Annotated in this window: 20 protein-coding genes; 7 read left to right on the top strand and 13 right to left on the bottom strand. The window is 54.7% G+C overall.

The features are described 5' to 3' along the window. Positions 1-66 precede the first annotated feature (66 nt). The 6 genes from ACSVHP_RS12900 to zapE all read right to left on the bottom strand — a co-directional run bounded on the left by ACSVHP_RS12900 (position 67) and on the right by zapE (position 4,897). Positions 67-837: a DUF1120 domain-containing protein gene (locus ACSVHP_RS12900; protein WP_447552114.1), complete on the bottom strand. Its 771-nt coding sequence runs from the start codon at positions 835-837 to the stop codon at positions 67-69. A 354-nt stretch (positions 838-1,191) separates the two neighbouring features. After that, positions 1,192-1,683, bottom strand: coding sequence for a ClpXP protease specificity-enhancing factor (gene sspB, locus ACSVHP_RS12905; RefSeq protein WP_417316348.1), 492 nt, complete (start codon positions 1,681-1,683; stop codon positions 1,192-1,194). Between the two features lie 5 nt (positions 1,684-1,688). Next, positions 1,689-2,327, bottom strand: a complete 639-nt coding sequence (sspA, locus tag ACSVHP_RS12910) for a stringent starvation protein SspA (protein WP_234673352.1) — start codon at positions 2,325-2,327, stop codon at positions 1,689-1,691. A gap of 309 nt (positions 2,328-2,636) precedes the next feature. Then, a complete protein-coding gene (gene rpsI, locus ACSVHP_RS12915) occupies positions 2,637-3,029 on the bottom strand; it encodes a 30S ribosomal protein S9 (RefSeq protein WP_003860436.1) in 393 nt (130 codons plus the stop codon). A gap of 14 nt (positions 3,030-3,043) precedes the next feature. Next, the gene (gene rplM, locus ACSVHP_RS12920) at positions 3,044-3,472 is read right to left on the bottom strand and encodes a 50S ribosomal protein L13 (RefSeq protein WP_182062705.1); all 429 of its coding nucleotides are present in this window, start codon (positions 3,470-3,472) and stop codon (positions 3,044-3,046) included. Positions 3,473-3,772: 300 nt separating this feature from the next. Next, positions 3,773-4,897 (bottom strand): cell division protein ZapE, encoded by a 1,125-nt coding sequence (gene zapE, locus ACSVHP_RS12925; protein WP_234673354.1) that lies wholly within the window; start codon positions 4,895-4,897, stop codon positions 3,773-3,775. A 189-nt stretch (positions 4,898-5,086) separates the two neighbouring features. Between zapE and zapG the strand changes: the two genes are divergently transcribed. The 3 genes from zapG to degS all read left to right on the top strand — a co-directional run bounded on the left by zapG (position 5,087) and on the right by degS (position 8,182). After that, on the top strand, positions 5,087-5,485 hold the full coding sequence (zapG, locus tag ACSVHP_RS12930; protein WP_234673356.1) for a Z-ring associated protein ZapG: 399 nt from the start codon (positions 5,087-5,089) through the stop codon (positions 5,483-5,485). Positions 5,486-5,656: 171 nt separating this feature from the next. After that, entirely contained in the window at positions 5,657-7,024 is a 1,368-nt protein-coding gene (gene degQ / locus ACSVHP_RS12935) for a serine endoprotease DegQ (RefSeq protein ID WP_447552115.1), read from the top strand. A 90-nt stretch (positions 7,025-7,114) separates the two neighbouring features. After that, positions 7,115-8,182, top strand: coding sequence for an outer membrane-stress sensor serine endopeptidase DegS (degS, locus tag ACSVHP_RS12940; protein ID WP_447552116.1), 1,068 nt, complete (start codon positions 7,115-7,117; stop codon positions 8,180-8,182). A 57-nt stretch (positions 8,183-8,239) separates the two neighbouring features. Here the strand turns inward: degS and mdh are convergent, their stop codons facing one another. Then, positions 8,240-9,178 carry a malate dehydrogenase gene (gene mdh / locus ACSVHP_RS12945; RefSeq protein ID WP_234673360.1) on the bottom strand — a complete coding sequence of 313 codons (939 nt, stop codon included), beginning with the start codon at positions 9,176-9,178 and terminating at the stop codon, positions 8,240-8,242. Between the two features lie 396 nt (positions 9,179-9,574). Here mdh and argR point away from each other — a divergent pair, with 396 nt between their 5' ends. The 3 genes from argR (at position 9,575) to yhcN (ACSVHP_RS12960) (ending at position 11,057) form a co-directional block, all read left to right on the top strand. Further along, a complete protein-coding gene (gene argR / locus ACSVHP_RS12950; RefSeq protein ID WP_003860428.1) occupies positions 9,575-10,045 on the top strand; it encodes a transcriptional regulator ArgR in 471 nt (156 codons plus the stop codon). A gap of 376 nt (positions 10,046-10,421) precedes the next feature. Continuing rightward, entirely contained in the window at positions 10,422-10,685 is a 264-nt protein-coding gene (gene yhcN / locus ACSVHP_RS12955) for a peroxide/acid stress response protein YhcN (protein ID WP_234673366.1), read from the top strand. A 105-nt stretch (positions 10,686-10,790) separates the two neighbouring features. Then, on the top strand, positions 10,791-11,057 hold the full coding sequence (gene yhcN / locus ACSVHP_RS12960) for a peroxide/acid stress response protein YhcN (RefSeq protein ID WP_234673368.1): 267 nt from the start codon (positions 10,791-10,793) through the stop codon (positions 11,055-11,057). A gap of 58 nt (positions 11,058-11,115) precedes the next feature. Here yhcN (ACSVHP_RS12960) and ACSVHP_RS12965 read toward each other — a convergent pair whose 3' ends face one another. The 5 genes from ACSVHP_RS12965 to aaeX all read right to left on the bottom strand — a co-directional run bounded on the left by ACSVHP_RS12965 (position 11,116) and on the right by aaeX (position 16,060). Continuing rightward, a complete protein-coding gene (locus ACSVHP_RS12965; protein ID WP_234673370.1) occupies positions 11,116-11,388 on the bottom strand; it encodes a barstar family protein in 273 nt (90 codons plus the stop codon). Positions 11,389-11,403: 15 nt separating this feature from the next. Next, positions 11,404-12,858 (bottom strand): NAD-dependent succinate-semialdehyde dehydrogenase, encoded by a 1,455-nt coding sequence (locus tag ACSVHP_RS12970; RefSeq protein ID WP_447552117.1) that lies wholly within the window; start codon positions 12,856-12,858, stop codon positions 11,404-11,406. Between the two features lie 85 nt (positions 12,859-12,943). Then, positions 12,944-14,911, bottom strand: a complete 1,968-nt coding sequence (gene aaeB / locus ACSVHP_RS12975) for a p-hydroxybenzoic acid efflux pump subunit AaeB (protein ID WP_447552118.1) — start codon at positions 14,909-14,911, stop codon at positions 12,944-12,946. A gap of 5 nt (positions 14,912-14,916) precedes the next feature. Beyond that, complete coding sequence (aaeA, locus tag ACSVHP_RS12980; protein ID WP_234673376.1) at positions 14,917-15,849, bottom strand: p-hydroxybenzoic acid efflux pump subunit AaeA; 933 nt, start codon at positions 15,847-15,849, stop codon at positions 14,917-14,919. Positions 15,850-15,856: 7 nt separating this feature from the next. Further along, positions 15,857-16,060 carry a p-hydroxybenzoic acid efflux pump operon protein AaeX gene (gene aaeX, locus ACSVHP_RS12985; protein WP_003860416.1) on the bottom strand — a complete coding sequence of 68 codons (204 nt, stop codon included), beginning with the start codon at positions 16,058-16,060 and terminating at the stop codon, positions 15,857-15,859. A gap of 179 nt (positions 16,061-16,239) precedes the next feature. Here aaeX and aaeR point away from each other — a divergent pair, with 179 nt between their 5' ends. Next, positions 16,240-17,166, top strand: coding sequence for an HTH-type transcriptional activator AaeR (gene aaeR, locus ACSVHP_RS12990; protein WP_234673378.1), 927 nt, complete (start codon positions 16,240-16,242; stop codon positions 17,164-17,166). 101 nt (positions 17,167-17,267) lie between these two features. Here the strand turns inward: aaeR and tldD are convergent, their stop codons facing one another. Further along, positions 17,268-18,713 carry a metalloprotease TldD gene (gene tldD / locus ACSVHP_RS12995; protein WP_234673380.1) on the bottom strand — a complete coding sequence of 482 codons (1,446 nt, stop codon included), beginning with the start codon at positions 18,711-18,713 and terminating at the stop codon, positions 17,268-17,270. Positions 18,714-18,788 lie beyond the last annotated feature (75 nt).

Raw genomic sequence — 18,788 nt, forward strand, 5'->3', positions numbered from 1 at the left:
AAAAAGTTAAAGACCCAATAACACGAAAAAGTGTCACTGGGTCTGAATTATAATTTTTTGATTAAATTACAGATAAACCAGACTAATCGTCGCGTTACCATCTAAGGTTACTTCGGTGCCAGCTCCCAGTTTATCTTTGGTCTGTACTGCTGCCGCAATATACAGAGGAACGGTCATCTCGGTGAAGTATTTAGGAACTTTGGTAGCTTTTTCAGCAACGCTGATGTAGCGGGTTTGATCAGGATAGAACAAACCACCTGAAGTAGAGGTCCAGCCTCCAGTCCCCTGGTCCAGATCTTTAAGGATAATTGCTGCTGGATTACCATCGACAAGCAGCTCAGCTGCGATAGCAGTAATAGTGTAGCTACCGATTGATTTGCCGTCGGTGGTTGTGCCCAAACCAAAAACAGCGCCGGTGGTCATCATGTTAGCGCCTAAACCAGCATAGTCTTCAATATAGGCATCAGCACCTACCGCCACCTTTGAGCTGGTACGGTTGTCTTGAGCAAGAATAGCGACAGAGGTCGCTGCATCACAGGTAATTGTCAGATTGATTTTTTTTCTTTCTAACTGAACCAGACCAGTAGAGTCGGTAGCCTTGTTCAGCATAGCGGTGCTCATTGAACCGAAATCGACTTTACCGCTATCACCCAGAGCTGGAGAACATGCTGCCGGGACAAATTTGCCCTCAACAGTCAGAGTGGTATCCGTAGCGGCGTGAACGCTTGCTGAAACAAACACTGCTGCACCTACAGCAAGAGCGGACAGCTTCTTATTAAAAGAAGTCATTTTTTCCCTTATTCGTGAAAGGCTTTCGATATATTCCTTGAGAGCCATGGTTTATAGACATTACATATAAATGAATGAGATATCATTCAAGCAAGAAATATTGCGGGAATATTTTTGCATTCTGACAATTTACATAGAAGTTAATTTTTCTAAATTAATTCGTGAATTTAGCTAAGCATATTAAATATTAATTCTTTAGCTCGCTAAGTATGGTATTTTTATTTTATCATTCTGCTTCGTAAATTCAGACTTACTATTCATAGAGCGCTGTAAATCATCAGATCATCCATATACAATTTTATCGAACCTCTTACAATGAATTAACGTCATCTATTTATCCCGTGAACATAAAAAAAAGCCACCTTCAAAAGGTGGCTTTTTTATCAGAAAAAATAAACGTGGTTATTTCACAACCCGCAACGCCGGGCGACCACCTCTTGGTGGAGGCGTATCGTCAGGATCGTCGCTTCCGTCTGTTTCATCGTCAGGCTTATCGCCGTCGATGACCGACATTACCGTTGTTTCGCTTTCCGCATCGTCATTCAGGATGCTGACATCTTCGTCGTAAGCCGCTTCAGGTTCAAACATCGTCCCTGCACCGTTTTCACGCGCATAGATAGCCAGCACGGCGGCCAGCGGCACAGAAACCTGGCGCGGCACGCCGCCGAAACGCGCATTAAAGCGCACTTCGTCGTTAGCCAGTTCCAGATTGCCCACCGCTCGCGGCGCTATATTTAAGACGATTTGTCCGTCACGCGCGTATTCCATCGGTACCAGTACACCCGGCAACGAGACATCCACAACCAGATGCGGCGTGAGCTGGTTGTCCAGCAGCCATTCATAGAAGGCGCGCAGCAAATACGGGCGGCGTGGGGATAGCTGTGACATTTCCACAGTCATTAGCCTCGACCAAGACGCATTTCGCGTTCTGGTTCAGTCAGGGATGCCAGGAAGGAGTCGCGTTCGAAGACGCGCGTCATGTAGCCTTTTAGCTCCTTCGCACCTGGACCACTAAACTCTACGCCCAGCGTCGGCAGACGCCACAGCAGCGGAGCCAGATAGCAGTCAACCAGGCTGAACTCATCGCTCAGGAAGAAAGGTTTTTGACCAAACACTGGCGCAATCGCCAGCAGCTCTTCACGCAGCTGTTTACGCGCCGCGTCAGCTTCAGATGACGTACCGTTAACGATAACGTTCATCAGCGAGTACCAGTCTTTCTCGATACGCTGCATGTACAGGCGGCTTTCACCACGCGCAACAGGGTATACAGGCATCAAAGGCGGATGCGGGAAACGCTCGTCAAGATATTCCATAATGATACGGGATTCCCACAGGGTCAGCTCGCGATCCACCAGCGTCGGTACGCTTTGGCTCGGGTTGAGATCGATCAGATCCTGAGGCGGGTTATCCTTTTCCACATGCTCGATCTCAAAACTGACACCCTTCTCGGCCAGCACGATACGAACCTGATGGCTATAAATGTCAGTAGGACCAGAAAACAGCGTCATTACCGAACGTTTGTTGGCAGCGACAGCCATGAAAACCTCCAGGTATATTCAGAATTTTTACTGCTACCAGCCCAACAGGGGCCAGCCAGATGTTGTATCGCCCATCCCAGAGAAAACGCATTGTTCAAGAATCGAGCAAAAAACGAGTATTCACTGATATTTGGGCAGAAAATTGGATGATAGTTTACCAGATTTTGATGGCTTTGTGGTGAGTGGATTCTGGAAATGCGGAAAAAGAGGAGATATATGCATTGATTTTGTGGATAACCTAAGCATTATCCATAAAAAAACCCGCCGAAGCGGGTTTTTCGCCAATCGTTCTGCAAAAGCAGAAATTGATTAACGTTTGGAGAACTGTGGACGACGACGTGCTTTACGCAGACCCACTTTCTTACGTTCAACCTGACGAGCGTCACGAGTAACGAAGCCAGCTTTACGCAGTTCAGAACGCAGGGATTCGTCGTACTCCATCAGAGCGCGGGTGATACCGTGACGGATCGCACCTGCCTGACCGGAGATACCACCACCTTTAACGGTGATGTACAGATCCAGTTTTTCTACCATATCAACCAGTTCCAGCGGCTGGCGAACTACCATGCGGGCAGTTTCGCGACCGAAGTATTGTTCCAGAGAACGCTGGTTGATTACGATTTTACCGCTGCCCGGTTTGATGAACACGCGAGCTGCGGAACTTTTGCGGCGACCAGTGCCGTAGTATTGATTTTCAGCCATTGCCTATATCCCGATTAGATGTCAAGAACTTGCGGTTGCTGTGCCGCGTGGTTGTGCTCGTTGCCTGCGTAAACTTTCAGTTTACGGAACATAGCACGACCCAGCGGGCCTTTTGGCAGCATGCCTTTAACCGCGATTTCAATCACACGCTCAGGACGGCGAGCAATCATCTCTTCAAAGGTCGCTTCTTTGATACCACCGATGTGGCCAGTGTGATGGTAGTACACTTTGTCTTCGCGCTTGTTGCCGGTTACAGCAACTTTTTCTGCGTTCAGAACGATGATGTAGTCACCAGTATCAACGTGCGGAGTGTATTCCGCTTTGTGCTTACCGCGCAGGCGACGAGCCAGTTCGGAAGCCAGACGGCCCAGAGTTTTACCGGTCGCGTCAACAACATACCAGTCGCGTTGTACGGTTTCTGGTTTAGCTGTAAAAGTTTTCATTAAAAGCTTACCCAAATAAATAAGTTACACGTTGGTGAACACCCAAACGTTTATCAGTTGAGGTTCACACGACAAAGTCCGGCAAACCTACCCCTTCGAATAGCTAATGCCGACACATAGAAAGTTTCGGGAAAAAAACCTTCTCGTAACGTGGGGTCGCAAGATTATAGAGAAGTTGAGGTTAAAGATCGACCCTTAAATGTGATTGAACGCGGGTTTTTCAGGGCCAGGCAACGTGCCGGGTGGCGGCTGCGCCTTACCCGGCCTACAGGAGCCCTTCTCATAGGGAGAGGGTAGCATTTATGGCATATGCGGGCGCTTCAGGTACTCTTCGCTTTGCATCTCTTGCAGACGCGACAGGCAGCGCTGGAACTCAAATTTCAGCCGCTCGCCCTGGTACACTTCATATAAAGGTACTTCGGCGCTCACCACCAGCTTCACGTGGCGCTCGTAAAATTCATCCACCAGCGCGATGAAGCGCCGCGCTTCGCTCTCCATCAGTGGCGTCATCACCGGCACATCCAGCAGCATCACGGTATGGAACAGACGCGAGAGCGCGATGTAGTCATGCTGGCTGCGGGCATCAACGCAAAGCGTGGCAAAAGAGACCGCCAGGGTTTGGTTTTCCACACCAAGCGTTGGTAAAGGACGATGGTTAATCTCAAGCTCGGGCGCACTTTCCCGTTTAGCTCCCGCCAGCGCCAGCCACAGCGTGTCCATCTGAGCGGTGGTTTCAGCATTCAGCGGCGAAAGCCACAGGTGCGCCTGCGTCAGCGTGCGCAGTCGGTAATCGACTCCCGCGTCGACGTTCATGATGTCGCAATGCTGCTTGATAGCATCAATGGCGGGCACGAAACGCGCGCGCTGTAAGCCGTTACGGTACAGCTCATCCGGGGGAATGTTCGATGTTGCCACCAGCGTGATCCCGCGGGCAAACAGCGCTTTCATCAGGCCGCCCAGCAGCATGGCGTCGGTAATATCGGAGACAAAAAATTCGTCGAAGCAGAGCACGTCGGTCTCTGCCTTGAACCGGTCGGCCACAATCTCCAGCGGATCGCTCTCGCCCTGAAGCGCCGTCAGTTCTTCATGCACCCGCAGCATAAAGCGGTGGAAGTGCAGACGCTGCTTACGCGTGCCGGGCAGGCTCTGGTAGAACATGTCCATCAGCCAGGTTTTACCGCGCCCCACGCCTCCCCACATATACAGACCACGAACGGGCGTATTGACCTGCGGCGCTTTCTTGCCGAGCAGGCGACCGAATGCCGCCTTCAGCCCGCTGCTCTGCTCGGTTTCCGCGGGCCTGGACGTCAGTTCCTGGTAGATCGTTTCCAGACGATTGACCGCTTCACGCTGTACGTCGTCCGGCTGATGTGAACCCTCTTTCAGGGCCTGTTGATAACGCGATGAGGGAGAAAGGCTTTGCATAATATTGTTGTTATTCCTTCAGTTAATACTCACCAGCGGGGGCGACTGATGAAAAAAAGGCCGTTCTACACTACGCGATGATACGTCAGGATTCCACTTCTGCGGAAATAGCGGTTATAGTGGCATTATCAGGCACAGGCAGGAGCCGAGCCAACACCCTACGGAACAACAAGACAACGGGAGAAGTTCATGACCTGGGAATATGCGCTAATTGGTTTAGTCGTTGGCATCGTAATCGGTGCTGTGGCCATGCGTTTCGGTAATCGCAAATTACGTCAGCAGCAGTCACTACAGTACGAACTGGAAAAGAACAAAGCTGAACTGGAAGAGTATCGTGAAGAGCTGGTCAGCCACTTTGCCCGTAGCGCCGAGCTGCTGGATAACATGGCGACCGACTACCGCCAGCTGTATCAGCACATGGCAAAAAGCTCCAGCAGCCTGCTGCCGGAACTGAGTGCCGATGCGAACCCGTTCCGCAACCGTCTGGCTGATTCCGAAGCCGGTAACGACCAGGCGCCGGTGCAGATGCCGCGTGACTATTCCGACGGCGCGTCCGGCCTGCTGCGCGGTGGCGCAAAACGCGATTAATCGCACAGGCTGAATAAATTTTACGGGCGCTTCTCATGCGCCCGTCCTTTATCTCCCACCCCAGCTATTATTTAGTCAAACACCTCATTGTTCAGCGGTTTAAAATTCAATAACATCACTCTGTTTTTGGGGCCGTTCTTCCTTTATTCCAGGTAGCGAGAGTCAGCATCGATGAAGAAAAACAACCAGCTGTTGAGCGCCATAGCGTTAAGTGTCGGGTTATCTCTCTCGGCGTCCTTCCCTGCCACCGCCTCCCTGCCCTCGCAGGTGCCAGGCCAGCCAGCCATTCCCAGCCTCGCACCGATGCTGGAAAAAGTGCTGCCTGCGGTGGTCAGCGTTAAGGTGGAAGGCACCGCGCTGCAAAGCCAGCGCGTACCTGAAGAACTGAAAAAATACTTTGGTGATGATTCTCCCGATCGGCAGGCGCAGCCGTTTGAAGGGTTAGGCTCGGGGGTGATTATCGACGCCGCCAAGGGCTACATCCTCACCAACAATCACGTCATCAGCCAGGCCGATAAAATCAGCGTACAGCTCAACGATGGACGCGAGTTCGATGCAAAGCTGATTGGCGGCGATGACCAGAGCGATATCGCGCTGCTCCAGATTCAGAATCCAAGTAACCTGCGCCAAATCGCCATTGCCGATTCAGATAAACTGCGCGTTGGTGATTTCGCCGTCGCGGTGGGCAACCCGTTTGGTTTAGGGCAGACCGCTACCTCCGGCATTGTATCCGCGCTCGGGCGCAGCGGCCTGAATCTGGAAGGGCTGGAAAACTTTATCCAGACCGACGCCTCCATTAACCGGGGGAACTCCGGCGGCGCGCTGCTTAACCTTAACGGCGAGCTGATCGGCATCAACACCGCGATTCTGGCCCCGGGCGGCGGCAGCGTCGGGATCGGCTTTGCTATCCCAAGCAATATGGCTCAAACCCTGGCGCAGCAGCTCATTCAGTTTGGCGAGGTCAAACGCGGTCTGCTGGGTATTAAAGGGATGGAGATGAGCGCGGATATCGCCAAAGCGTTCAACATTAACGTGCAGCGCGGGGCGTTTGTCAGTGAAGTGCTGCCGAACTCCGGATCCGCAAAAGCCGGGGTGAAATCCGGGGATGTGATCGTGAGCCTGAACGGTAAGCCGCTGAGCAGCTTCGCGGAACTGCGCTCGCGTATCGCCACCACGGAGCCGGGCGCTAAAGTGAAGCTTGGCCTGATCCGCGACGGTAAACCGATGGATGTCGAGGTAACGCTGGATAAGAGCACCTCCGCGTCTGCCAGCGCGGAGCTTATCGCGCCCGCCCTGCAAGGGGCGACGCTGAGTGACGGGCAGCTTAAGGACGGGACCAAAGGCATTAAGCTGGACACCGTCGAGAAGAGCAGCCCAGCGGCGCAGGCGGGTTTACATGAAGATGACGTGATCATCGGCGTGAACCGCAACCGCGTGCAGTCCATCGCGGAAATGCGCAAGGTGCTGGAAACGAAGCCAGCGGTCATTGCCCTGCAAATTATTCGCGGTAACGACACGATCTACATTTTACTACGCTAAGCATACCTTTCCGGGCATCACCGCTGCGTGTGATGTCCGGATAAGTCATGCTATGCTGCAAACCGTTCCTTTTATAACGACACGCGCATCATGCTTTCAAAGCTCTTTCGTTCCATTGCCATCGGCCTGGTCGTTGGCGGTCTGCTACTGGCGGTGATACCGTCCTTACGACAGTTCAACAAGCTGTCGGCGCCGCAGTTTGACAGCGCGGATGAAACGCCAGCCACCTACAATCAGGCCGTGCGCCGCGCCGCACCTGCCGTGGTTAACGTGTATAACCGGGGTCTTAACAGCTCGGCCCATAATCAGCTTGAGATCCGCACGCTCGGTTCCGGCGTGATCATGGACGACCGTGGCTACATCATTACCAACAAACACGTCATCAACGATGCCGACCAGATTATCGTCGCATTGCAGGACGGCCGCGTGTTTGAGGCGCTGCTGGTCGGTTCGGACAGCCTGACCGACCTCGCGGTACTGAAGATCAACGCCAACGGCGGCCTGCCGACTATCCCCATTAACCGTAAACGCACGCCGCATATCGGCGATGTGGTTCTGGCGATTGGTAACCCCTATAACCTCGGGCAAACCATCACTCAGGGGATCATCAGCGCCACGGGTCGTATCGGTCTGAACCCGTCCGGCAGGCAGAACTTCCTGCAAACGGATGCCTCCATCAACCACGGTAACTCCGGCGGTGCGCTGGTGAACTCGCTGGGCGAGCTGATGGGGATCAACACCCTCTCCTTCGACAAAAGTAACGACGGCGAAACGCCGGAAGGCATCGGCTTTGCGATCCCGTTCCAGCTGGCGACCAAAATCATGGACAAGCTGATCCGCGACGGCCGCGTGATCCGTGGCTACATCGGTATCGGCGGACGTGAAATTGCGCCGATGCACAGCCAGGGCGGCGGTATCGATCAGATCCAGGGGATTGTCGTTAACGAAGTGTCGCCTGGCGGCCCGGCGGCGAATGCGGGGATTCAGGTCAACGACGTGATTGTCTCCGTGAACGGCACGCCGGCGGTGTCGGCGCTGGAAACCATGGATCAGGTCGCGGAAATCCGTCCGGGCTCTATCATTCCGGTGGAAATCATGCGCAACGACAAGAAGCTGACGATTCAGGTCACCATTCAGGAATACCCGGCGACAAACTGACGGGCATAAAAAAACGGAGCGCTATGCTCCGTTTTTTTTTACCGGGGTAAGTACGTTTTACTTGTTAACGAACTCTTCGCCCAGCGTGATATCTTTCTTCAGCGTATCCAGCATGCCTTCCATCGCGTTTTGCTCAAACGCGCTCAGTTTGCCGATAGACTTACGCTCTTCGATACCGTTTTTGCCCAGCAGCAGCGGCTGAGAGAAGAAGCGCGCGTGCTCGCCGTCGCCTTCAACATAGGCGCATTCCACCACGCCCTGCTCGCCCTGAAGCGCGCGAACCAGAGACAGACCGAAACGTGCCGCAGCCTGACCCATAGACAAGGTTGCAGAGCCGCCACCCGCCTTCGCTTCCACCACTTCGGTGCCTGCGTTCTGGATGCGTTTGGTCAGGTCAGCCACTTCCTGTTCGGAGAAGCTTACGCCTTCAATCTGAGACAGCAGCGGCAGGATGGTCACGCCAGAGTGGCCGCCGATAACCGGCACTTCGATCTCAGTTGGCAGTTTGCCTTTCAGTTCAGCAACAAAGGTGTTGGAACGGATGATATCCAGCGTGGTCACGCCGAACAGTTTGTTCTTGTCATAAACACCGGCTTTCTTCAGCACTTCCGCTGCGATAGCCACGGTGGTGTTCACCGGGTTAGTGATGATACCCACGCACGCTTTCGGGCAGGTTTCAGCAATCTGTTGAACCAGGTTTTTCACGATGCCTGCGTTGACGTTAAACAGGTCTGAGCGATCCATACCCGGTTTACGCGCCACGCCCGCGGAGATCAGCACAACGTCAGCGCCTTGCAGGGCAGGACGTGCATCTTCACCGGAGAAGCCTTTGATTTTTACAGCGGTCGGGATGTGGCTCAGGTCAACCGCCACGCCTGGGGTTACCGGAGCAATATCGTACAGGGAGAGTTCTGAGCCTGAAGGCAGTTGGGTTTTTAGTAGTAGGGCAAGCGCCTGGCCGATACCACCAGCAGCGCCGAGGACTGCGACTTTCATCCTAAACTCCTTATTATGGTTAACTTAAGTATCTGAAACTCCGTTGCGGCGACCATAATTCAGCAGGTAAATAATTTCAATTTTCGTAGCTAAAGAATTTGAGGTCACGCGCCTTTCGCCACGCCAGAATGCACTCAGGCAGCAGGCGGCAACGAATCAAGAGGTGGTTACAATACACCTTGCTAAGCCACCAAAACAACATCATTTTGATAACATTTAATTTACTTTTAAGCTTATTTGCATGCCGTGAGCCAGGCATGTTTTCTGATAACGAAATCTGATAAAATCACTCCCTTTCATAACATTATTTCAGCCTTCCACCTGGCAGATAATTTGCATAAAAATTCATCCACATGCATAATAATGTTGTTTCTATCGTCATATTCCGGGTGACTTATGCGAAGCTCGTCTAAGCAAGAAGAATTAGTCAAAGCGTTTAAAGCGCTGCTCAAAGAAGAGAAATTCAGTTCTCAGGGAGAAATTGTTCAGGCGTTGCAGGAACAAGGTTTCGATAACATCAACCAGTCGAAAGTCTCCCGCATGTTAACCAAGTTTGGCGCCGTGCGTACGCGCAACGCCAAAATGGAAATGGTCTACTGTCTGCCCGCAGAGCTTGGCGTGCCGACCACCTCCAGCCCGCTGAAAAACCTGGTTCTGGATATCGACTATAACGATGCCGTTGTGGTTATCCACACAAGCCCGGGTGCCGCACAGCTGATTGCTCGCCTGCTGGACTCCCTGGGTAAAGCAGAGGGTATTCTTGGAACGATCGCCGGTGACGACACTATCTTTACCACCCCGGCTAACGGTTTCTCGGTAAAAGACCTCTACGAAGCGATTCTGGTTCTGTTCGAACAGGAGCTGTAATCGCCCTCCCCGTGGCCGCGCGCTGCGGGGATTATCCTGCTCCCGCCCCGTTTCCCCCTACGTTCAACCCCACTTCGCTTTTGCAAATAGTGCTTTTTACCTCCACGTAACATTCATCCAGTGAATGCCAAATCAAAAAATCGCACAAAAAATCAAATTCACATATCCATATGATTTTTTTAGAGATAACCAAACATTGCGACCAATAATTAATCATTTTTATGCAATTTGGTTATAAAAAACCGCGTTATTAACACGTAATAACCAGTGAAACAATTAGCATGGTATTAATTTTTGCCGTGATTAGTGTATACTTGATTTTGTGATGAGGGTCACGAAACAAAGACCCCAATAAAATTCGACGAGGTAAAGAATCATGAAAATCAAAACTACTGTAGCGGCTCTGAGCGTCCTGTCTGTCCTGTCATTCGGTGCTTTCGCCGCCGACTCCATCAACGCTGAACAGGCGCAATCACGTCAGTCAATCGGTACGGTTTCTGTGGGTGCAATCGGTACGTCACCAATGGATATGAACGCCATGCTGAACAAGAAAGCGCAGGAACAGGGTGCATCGTCTTACCGCATCATTGAAGCGCGTTCAGGCGACCACTGGCACGCAACGGCTGAGCTTTATAAATAAGATTTGCTGATATCTGAACAAGACAACCTCTCAACGGCACCAGGCATAAAAATAGCGGTTCAACCCTTCTCGCCGTTGGGCAAACACGATTCAGGAGTAAAGACTATGAACACTAAATTAATCATCGCAACCCTCGGTCTGGCATCTGTACTTTCCTTCGGCGCAGGCGCCGCGGTGCATCAGGTCAATGCCGATCAGGCGCAAAATCTGCAACCAATGGGTAGCGTATCCGTGACTTCAGTAGCAGGCTCTCCGATGGATATCCGTCACGACCTGGCTGCTAAAGCTGAAAAGGCGGGTGCCAGCAGCTATCGCATCACCGAAATGAATCAGGGCGATCACTGGCACGCCACGGCTGAGCTGTACAAATAAACCCTCGTCGTATCTCATCATACGACTTGCCCCTGACCTTTTTAGTCAGGGGCTTTTTTTATGGTCGTGCGTTAAAGCGGAGCTGACCTTCCAGCTCTTCCTCTGCTTCATCAAACAGCAGAATGAGCGCGCCAAAACGTCGGCGCAGCTTTTCAGGCAGATGCGTAAACTCTATCTCCAACGGCAGCGGCAGCTGATTGCCGACAACCGCATCCCATAACGAATCTAAATTAGTGACGCTTTCCTTCTCCAGGCCAAAGACCCGAACAAATTCGCGATAGAAGTCTTCCTGACTGTCGATCTCGTCAAAATCAAATGTATAAATTTTCATTACCACCCACCCCGGCTACAGTCCCCCGATATGCAGGGTCTTCACTTCCAGAAACTCCTCCAGCCCCAGCACCGAACCTTCGCGCCCCAGGCCGGACTCTTTAACGCCCCCGAACGGCCCCAGCTCGGTGGAGACCGCACACTCGTTGACCCCAATCATGCCGCTCTCAATGGCCTGCGAAACGCGGAATACGCGCTGCAAATTCTGGGTATAGAAGTAGGCCGCCAGTCCAAACGGCGTATTGTTGGCGCGCTGAATGACCTCATCTTCTGAGGTAAAGCGGAAGCAGGCCGCCACCGGGCCGAATGTCTCTTCTTCGGCAAGCTTCATCCCTTCGTGGCAGTCGCCGAGCACGGTTGGCAGCCAGAAGTTACCACCCAGATCGTGCTCCTTGCCGCCCGCCAGCACGGTGGCCCCTTTAGCAACCGCATCGTCGACGTGTTCTTTAACCTTTTTCACCGCAGAGGGCTCAATCAGCGGCCCCACGACAACGCCCTCTTCCAGACCGTTGCCGACCTTCAGGTCTTTCACCGCATCGGCAAGCTGGTTCACAAACCTGTCGTAGACGGTTTCCTGAATGTAGAAGCGGTTCACGCTGACGCACACCTGCCCGGCGTTGCGGAATTTATTGGCGATGGCCCCTTTAACGGCGGCGTCGATATCCGCGTCCTCAAAGACGATGTAGGGCGCGTTCCCGCCGAGCTCCATCGAAACCTTTTTCATGGTCTCTGCCGCGTTGCGCACCAGGGTTTTGCCGACGGCGGTGGAGCCGGTGAAGGAGATTTTACGCACGTCATGGCTGGCCATAATCGCATCGCTGATCTCCTGCGTGTTCCCTGCGACCGCGTTAAGCACGCCGTCCGGCACGCCCGCCTGTTTCGCCAGCGTCAGCAGCGCAAAGGCGCTGAGCGGCGTGTTGTTCGCGGGTTTGATGACGCCGGTACAGCCCGCCGCCAGCGCCGGGCCGAGCTTACGCGTCAGCATCGCCATCGGGAAGTTCCACGGGGTGATCGCCGCAACCACCCCGACCGGCTCGCGGGTCGCCAGAATGCGTGAGCCTGGCTTCACGGGCGGGATAATCTCGCCGTTCGCGCGCTTCGCCTGCTCGGCGAACCACTGGATAAAGCTCGCGGCGTAGTCGACCTCGCCTTCCGCCTCCTTCAACGGCTTGCCCTGCTCGATGGTCATCAGCCGACCGAGCCAGCTTTTGTTCTCAATAATCAGTTCATACCAGCGATAGAGGATGGTGGAGCGCTCTTTCGCGGTTTTTGCTCGCCATGCGGGGAAGGCTTTAGTCGCCGCGGCAATGGCGGCTTCGGTCTCGGTTTTACCTGCTTTCGCCACCTTCGCGACCACCTCTCCCGTGGCCGGGTTGAGGACGTCAAAGGTGGTATCGAGGGTTTTCCATATGCCATCGACCAGATATCCGGTCTGAAAAAGGACGCTGTCCTGTAGGGCCTGGGTCGTCATGAGTCCTCCCTTATCTGAGTTTAAGAACCTGCCAGATTAAGTATAGCCACAAAAAAACCGACGCTTTTGGCGTCGGTTTTTATCATCAGCTCTCTGTGAGCGCGCTCTGGTATCGCTGTAGCATAAACACCAGTCGCCCTACAGGCTCTGTGACCTGAGGCGGCGCCTCCCAGTATTTAAGCTTCTCCTGGTAGACATCCAGCTCTTCCAGCAGCTGCTTAAAGTAGCGGCGGCGCTTGTCGTCGTTGCTGGCTGCAATCACGCGATCCGCCGTGTGCCGTAGCTGGCGGTGCCAGGCGGAGAGATCGTCGTTGATCGGCACCGGCGCATTACGCAACCGCTGGTGGGCAATGATCATCGTCAGCGCCAGGCGGAACTTGGCAATGTCCCCTGGGAACTTATTCAGCAGTAAAAAGAGCTGCTGATAAAGCGCCGGCAGATGGTTCTCTTTGCGTCGGGCGGTGTTGGTGGTCATGGACGATACGGCAGCCGACACGAACTGGTTCAGCAGCACGCGTCCGGTTCGCGCCTGGGAGTTATCGCGCACCAGCAGGATCACCATCATCGCCAGGAAGCAGCCCACCAGCTGGCCCAACGCGCTGTCGAGGAACTGGCTGAAGTGAAAGGTCATCGGGTTGTCCAGCACCAGAATATTAATGGTGCTCGCCAGCGCCCCGAGCGATCCCAGACGGCGTTTTTGCACTTCGATACCGATAAAGAACGCCATGACCGCAAGGCTAATACAGAGCAACAACATGCTCTGCTGAGTCGAGGGGAGGATCACCAGGAAGTAGAAGGCGCCCAGCGGCAGCGCGGCGATGGTGCCGTACAGGAAGTCGACGGCGACCATGCGCGGGTTTGGCAGGCGCATCGCCAGCGCGGTTACCACCGCAATCATCACCATTGCCCCGCTGCCGGACGTCCAGCCGGTCCACAGCCAGAACAGCGTGCCGAGCATACAGGCGAGCGTGGTGCGCCAGAAGTTGACCATCGCGTGGTGACGCTCGGCCGATTCCGCCTTGATCACTACCTCGCCCTGGAGCACCTCTTCTTCTGCCGCGCTGATTTTGGTATTGCCGATCACGCCGCGCTTCAGCAGCAGGTAACGCGTTGCCGCCCCGACCCAGGTGTAAATGGTCACCGGCGTATCGCGCTCCCCGGTCCAGGCAATCACCCGGCGTATTCGTTTAAGCTGCCTGTGCACGTCCTGTACCGTTTCAACCGGCTCGGCGAACAGCTCGCGGAAGGTATCCGTGACCGCTTCCGGGCGGGTATTTTGAATCAGATAGGTTTCACACGCCTGGGTGATCAGCGTTAGGGACACGGTGTTAAGTGCTTTAAGACGGCGGTTGGCACGGGTCCAGCGCGAGGACTCCATGTTAAGGTTGCTGCGCATCCCTTCCAGCGCCTGGGTGCGGCGTACCAGCCCGCTCCAGGCTTTATCAACCTCTTCGCTGTCGCCATGCGCGATGCACTGCTGCATCAGCTGGTACTGGGCAACAATGAGGGCATCCAGCTCGCGATCCACCTCCTGCTTAATGGATCGTGGCGAAAACAGCAGATCGGCGACAATCGCACAGACGATACCAATGACGATCTCGCTGCAACGCTCCACCGCAAACTGCGGCGCAAGCAGCGGCTCGGTCTGAATGGTGATGACGATAATCAGCGCGGTATAGCCCGCCAGACCCCAGGCGTAGGAGTTTTCAACCTTGACCAGCGAGGAGACCCAGGTACAGAAGCCTGCCCAGATACAGCAGACCATGATCATCAGCAGCGGCGTGCGGATCATCAGGATAATAATGGTGAGCGCCGCAATACAGCCGATAAAGGTCCCGACGATACGCAGCATCCCACGATAGCGAATGGCGCCGGAGTAGGGTTCACCGCCCGCGGCAAATGCCGGGCCGGCGGCCACGATAGCCGCCGTCAGCACCGCCCAGCGGGGCGTTTCAAGCTGGAAGTGAAAGCCGACGAACAGCGCCAGCACGATGGCACAGGCCAGCTTCACGGCGAAGCGGAGGTGCTGGCTGGCGATGGAAAAAATGCCCATAGCGATTAACCAAACTCGCGCAGGCGATGGGCGATTTTACGGAAGAAAGAGTCCTGGCTGGCATCACGGTCTTTTTCACCGGTGATCACCACCGTCGCCGTCGTGCCCGCTGGCCACAGGTTGCCCTGCTGCTCGTCGAGATGAATACGCACCGGCACGCGCTGGGCCAGACGCACCCACTCAAGGTTAGAGTCAACGGTCGCCATGCCTTTGGCATCGCTGGTGCTGCTGGAGTTCGTTACCCCGGCGGCCACGCTGTCGACCGTCCCTTTCAGCACGCGGTTGCTGCCAAGCGGGGTGATCTCCGCACGATAGCCCGGACGCACGCCCTCAAGCTTGGTCTCTTCCATATAGGCCAGCACGTAGAAGGAGTTTTGCTTCACCAGCGCCACGGCGGTAGAGCCACGGGTAATAAACTCGCCCGTATAGACGTTAAGGTTAGTGACCCAGCCGTCGGACGGCGCGCGGATCACGGTGCGCTCCAGATCGAGTTTCGCCAGATCGCGCGTGGCCTGGGATTTTGCCAGCTGGTGCAGCACGGTTTGCAGCACGTTGTTAGACTGGTCGATCTCTTCACGGGACATCGCCTGAATACCCAGCTGGTTTCGACGCCCTGCTTCACGACGTTTTTCCGCCGCCAGCGCCTGGTAGTAGGCGACGTCGGCATCAGCCTGCTCTAAGGCTTTCTGGTAACGCGGCTGGTCGATGGTGAACAGCACCTGATCTTTTTTTACCAGCTGGTTGTCGTGTACATTCACGGCGGTGATAAGACCGGCGACGTCGGGGGCGATCGCCACCACATCCGCGCTAAAGCGCGCGTCGCGGGTCCAGGGGGATTCGGTGTAATAAACCCAGGCTCGGAAAATAGCAATGAACGCGAGGATAACCAGTGCCATAGTGATGGCGGTGCGGGAGATTTTTCTTGTTAGCGTTTTCACATCAACCTCAGACAAACATGCGCGATATCAGGTAAAACAGGCAGCAATACAGCGCGGTATTAAACAATGCAGGATGCCAGACGAAATCGTAGATCCCGGTCGGAACCAGCACCTTGCGCACCAGCCAGAAAATCGCCAGTGATAAAAGAAGCTCAAAGAATATCGGTGGGAACGAAAGACCGAACACCACGATAACGGGAAACAGACTCATGTTGACCTTGATTAGAGAGAATGCAGGCGACAGAATTTTTCAGCACACGCCATCGCAGAAGAGCAGGAAAAGCCGGGCGAGAGGGGCATGGCCGTTATGTAATTAATAATATATTAACGTAACTGTTATGCTGTTATCTATAATATGTGATCTAAATCACTTTTAAGCCAGAGTGAACAATGGAACGTTTAAAACGTATGTCCGTCTTTGCCAAAGTGGTTGAACTTGGCTCTTTTACCGCCGCCGCGCGACAGCTTCAGATGAGCGTGTCGTCCATCAGCCAGACTGTCTCTAAACTGGAAGATGAACTCCAGGTCAAGCTGTTGAACCGCAGCACCCGCAGCATTGGGCTGACCGAAGCAGGTAAGATTTACTATCAGGGCTGTCGGCGCATGTTGCAGGAGGTGCAGGAGGTCCACGAGCAACTTTACGCGTTCAACAACACCCCTATCGGCACGCTGCGTATCGGCTGTTCTTCAACTATGGCACAAAATGTCCTCGCCGGTATGACAGCAGAAATGCTGAAAGAGTACCCCGGATTAACGGTTAACCTGGTAACGGGCATTCCCGCCCCCGACCTGATTGCCGACGGACTTGATCTGGTGATCCGCGTGGGTGCGCTGCAAGATTCCAGCCTCTTTTCCCGCCGCCTGGGCAGTATGCCGATGGTGGTCTGCGCGTCAAAAAGCTATCTCGCCCAGTACGGCGTGCCGGAAAAACCCGCCGATCTCAGCAACCACTCCTGGCTGGAGTACAGCGTTCGCCCGGACAACGAATTCGAGCTGATAGCTCCGGAAGGGCTGTCGACCAAACTGCTGCCGGAAGGCCGCTTTGTGACAAACGATCCCATGACCATCTCACGCTGGCTGGTGGCCGGTGCCGGGATCGCCTACGTGCCGCTGATGTGGGTGATCGACGAGATCAACAGCGGCGTGCTGGAGATCTTATTCCCGCGCTATCAGTCCGATCCGCGCCCGGTCTACGCCCTGTATACCGAAAAGGACAAGCTGCCGCTTAAGGTGCAGGTATGTATTAACTATCTGACCGACTATTTTGTCGAAGTGGCGGAGCTGTTCCAGGGGATGCGGGGGAGAAGGAAGGAGTAGACTTCGACATTTTTCCCTCACCCTAACCCTCTCCCACAGGGAGAGGGAACATTTTCCACCCTCTCCCTGTGGGAGAGGGCCGGGGTGAGGGAAACATAAAGTTACGCCGTGCCGCCGACCGTCAGACCTTCCACTTTCAGCGTTGGCTGACCGACACCCACCGGCAGGCTTTGGCCCTCTTTACCGCAGACGCCGACGCCGTTATCCAGCTTAAGATCGTTGCCGACCATCGAAATCTGCTGCATCGCTTCGATACCGGAACCAATCAGAGTCGCGCCCTTCACCGCTTTGGTCACTTTGCCCTTCTCAATCAGGTAGGCTTCTGAAGTCGAGAAGACAAACTTACCGGAGGTGATATCCACCTGGCCGCCGCCAAAGTTTGGCGCGAAGATACCGTAATCCACGGATTCGATAATCTCCTGCGGAGTCGATTGGCCCGGCAGCATGTAGGTGTTGGTCATGCGCGGCATCGGCAGGTGCGCATAAGATTCGCGACGACCGTTTCCGGTTGGCGCTACGCCCATCAGACGCGCGTTGAGCTTGTCCTGCATGTAGCCTTTCAGCACGCCGTTTTCGATCAGCACGTTGTACTGACCTGGCGTACCTTCATCGTCGATGGCGACAGAGCCGCGGCGATCCTGCATGGTGCCGTCGTCCACGATGGTGCAGAGTTCAGAGGAGACCAGCTGTCCCATCTGACCGCTGAACACGGAAGTGCCGCGACGGTTGAAGTCGCCTTCCAGACCATGGCCCACCGCTTCGTGCAGCAGCACGCCCGGCCAGCCTGCGCCCAGCACTACCGGCAAGGTCCCCGCCGGAGCGGCAACCGCAGACAGATTCACCAGCGCCATGCGCACGGCCTCTTTCGCCCACGCGTCCGCGCGCGGTTCACCGTCAACGTCGCCCAGGAACCAGTCATAGCCAAAACGACCGCCGCCGCCGCTTGAACCGCGCTCGCGCTTGCCGTCGTCTTCGACCTGCACGCTGATGGAAAGTCGCACCAGCGGACGCACGTCGGCGGCCAGCGTACCGTCGGTCGCCGCCACCAGAATCAGTTCATACACGCCGCTCAGGCTGGCAGAGACTTCCTGCACGCGCTTATCCGCGGCGCGCGCCACTTTGTCTACACGACGCAGGATATCCAGCTTCTCTTCACGGCTCATGCTTTGCAGCGGATCGAGGCTGGTATACAGCGCGGAGTGCTGCACTTCGCCAAGAGTTTTCACCCGGCCATCGCCGGTATCACGCACGATGGTGCGCGCGGCCTGTGCGCTCTGTTCCAGCGCGGCCAGGCTAATCTGGTCGGCATACGCAAAACCGGTTTTTTCACCGCTCACGGCACGCACGCCCACGCCCTGGTCAATGTTGTAGGAACCATCTTTAATGATGCTGTCTTCTAAAACCCAGGATTCGTGATAGCTCGACTGAAAGTAAAGATCGCCGTAGTCGAGTCGGCGTTCGGTCAGTTGACCGAGAATGGAAAACAGGTCCTGATGGCTCAGGCCGTTCGCTGCCAGCAGATGTTCACTTACCAGGTTCAGACTCATCGTTTTGCTACTCGTTCGTTGCCGCCAGGGGCGGTAAAAAAATTGTTATCAATTGAGAGTGAGGCAATTACTCGC

The organism is Enterobacter sp. 186315 (assembly GCF_053290175.1).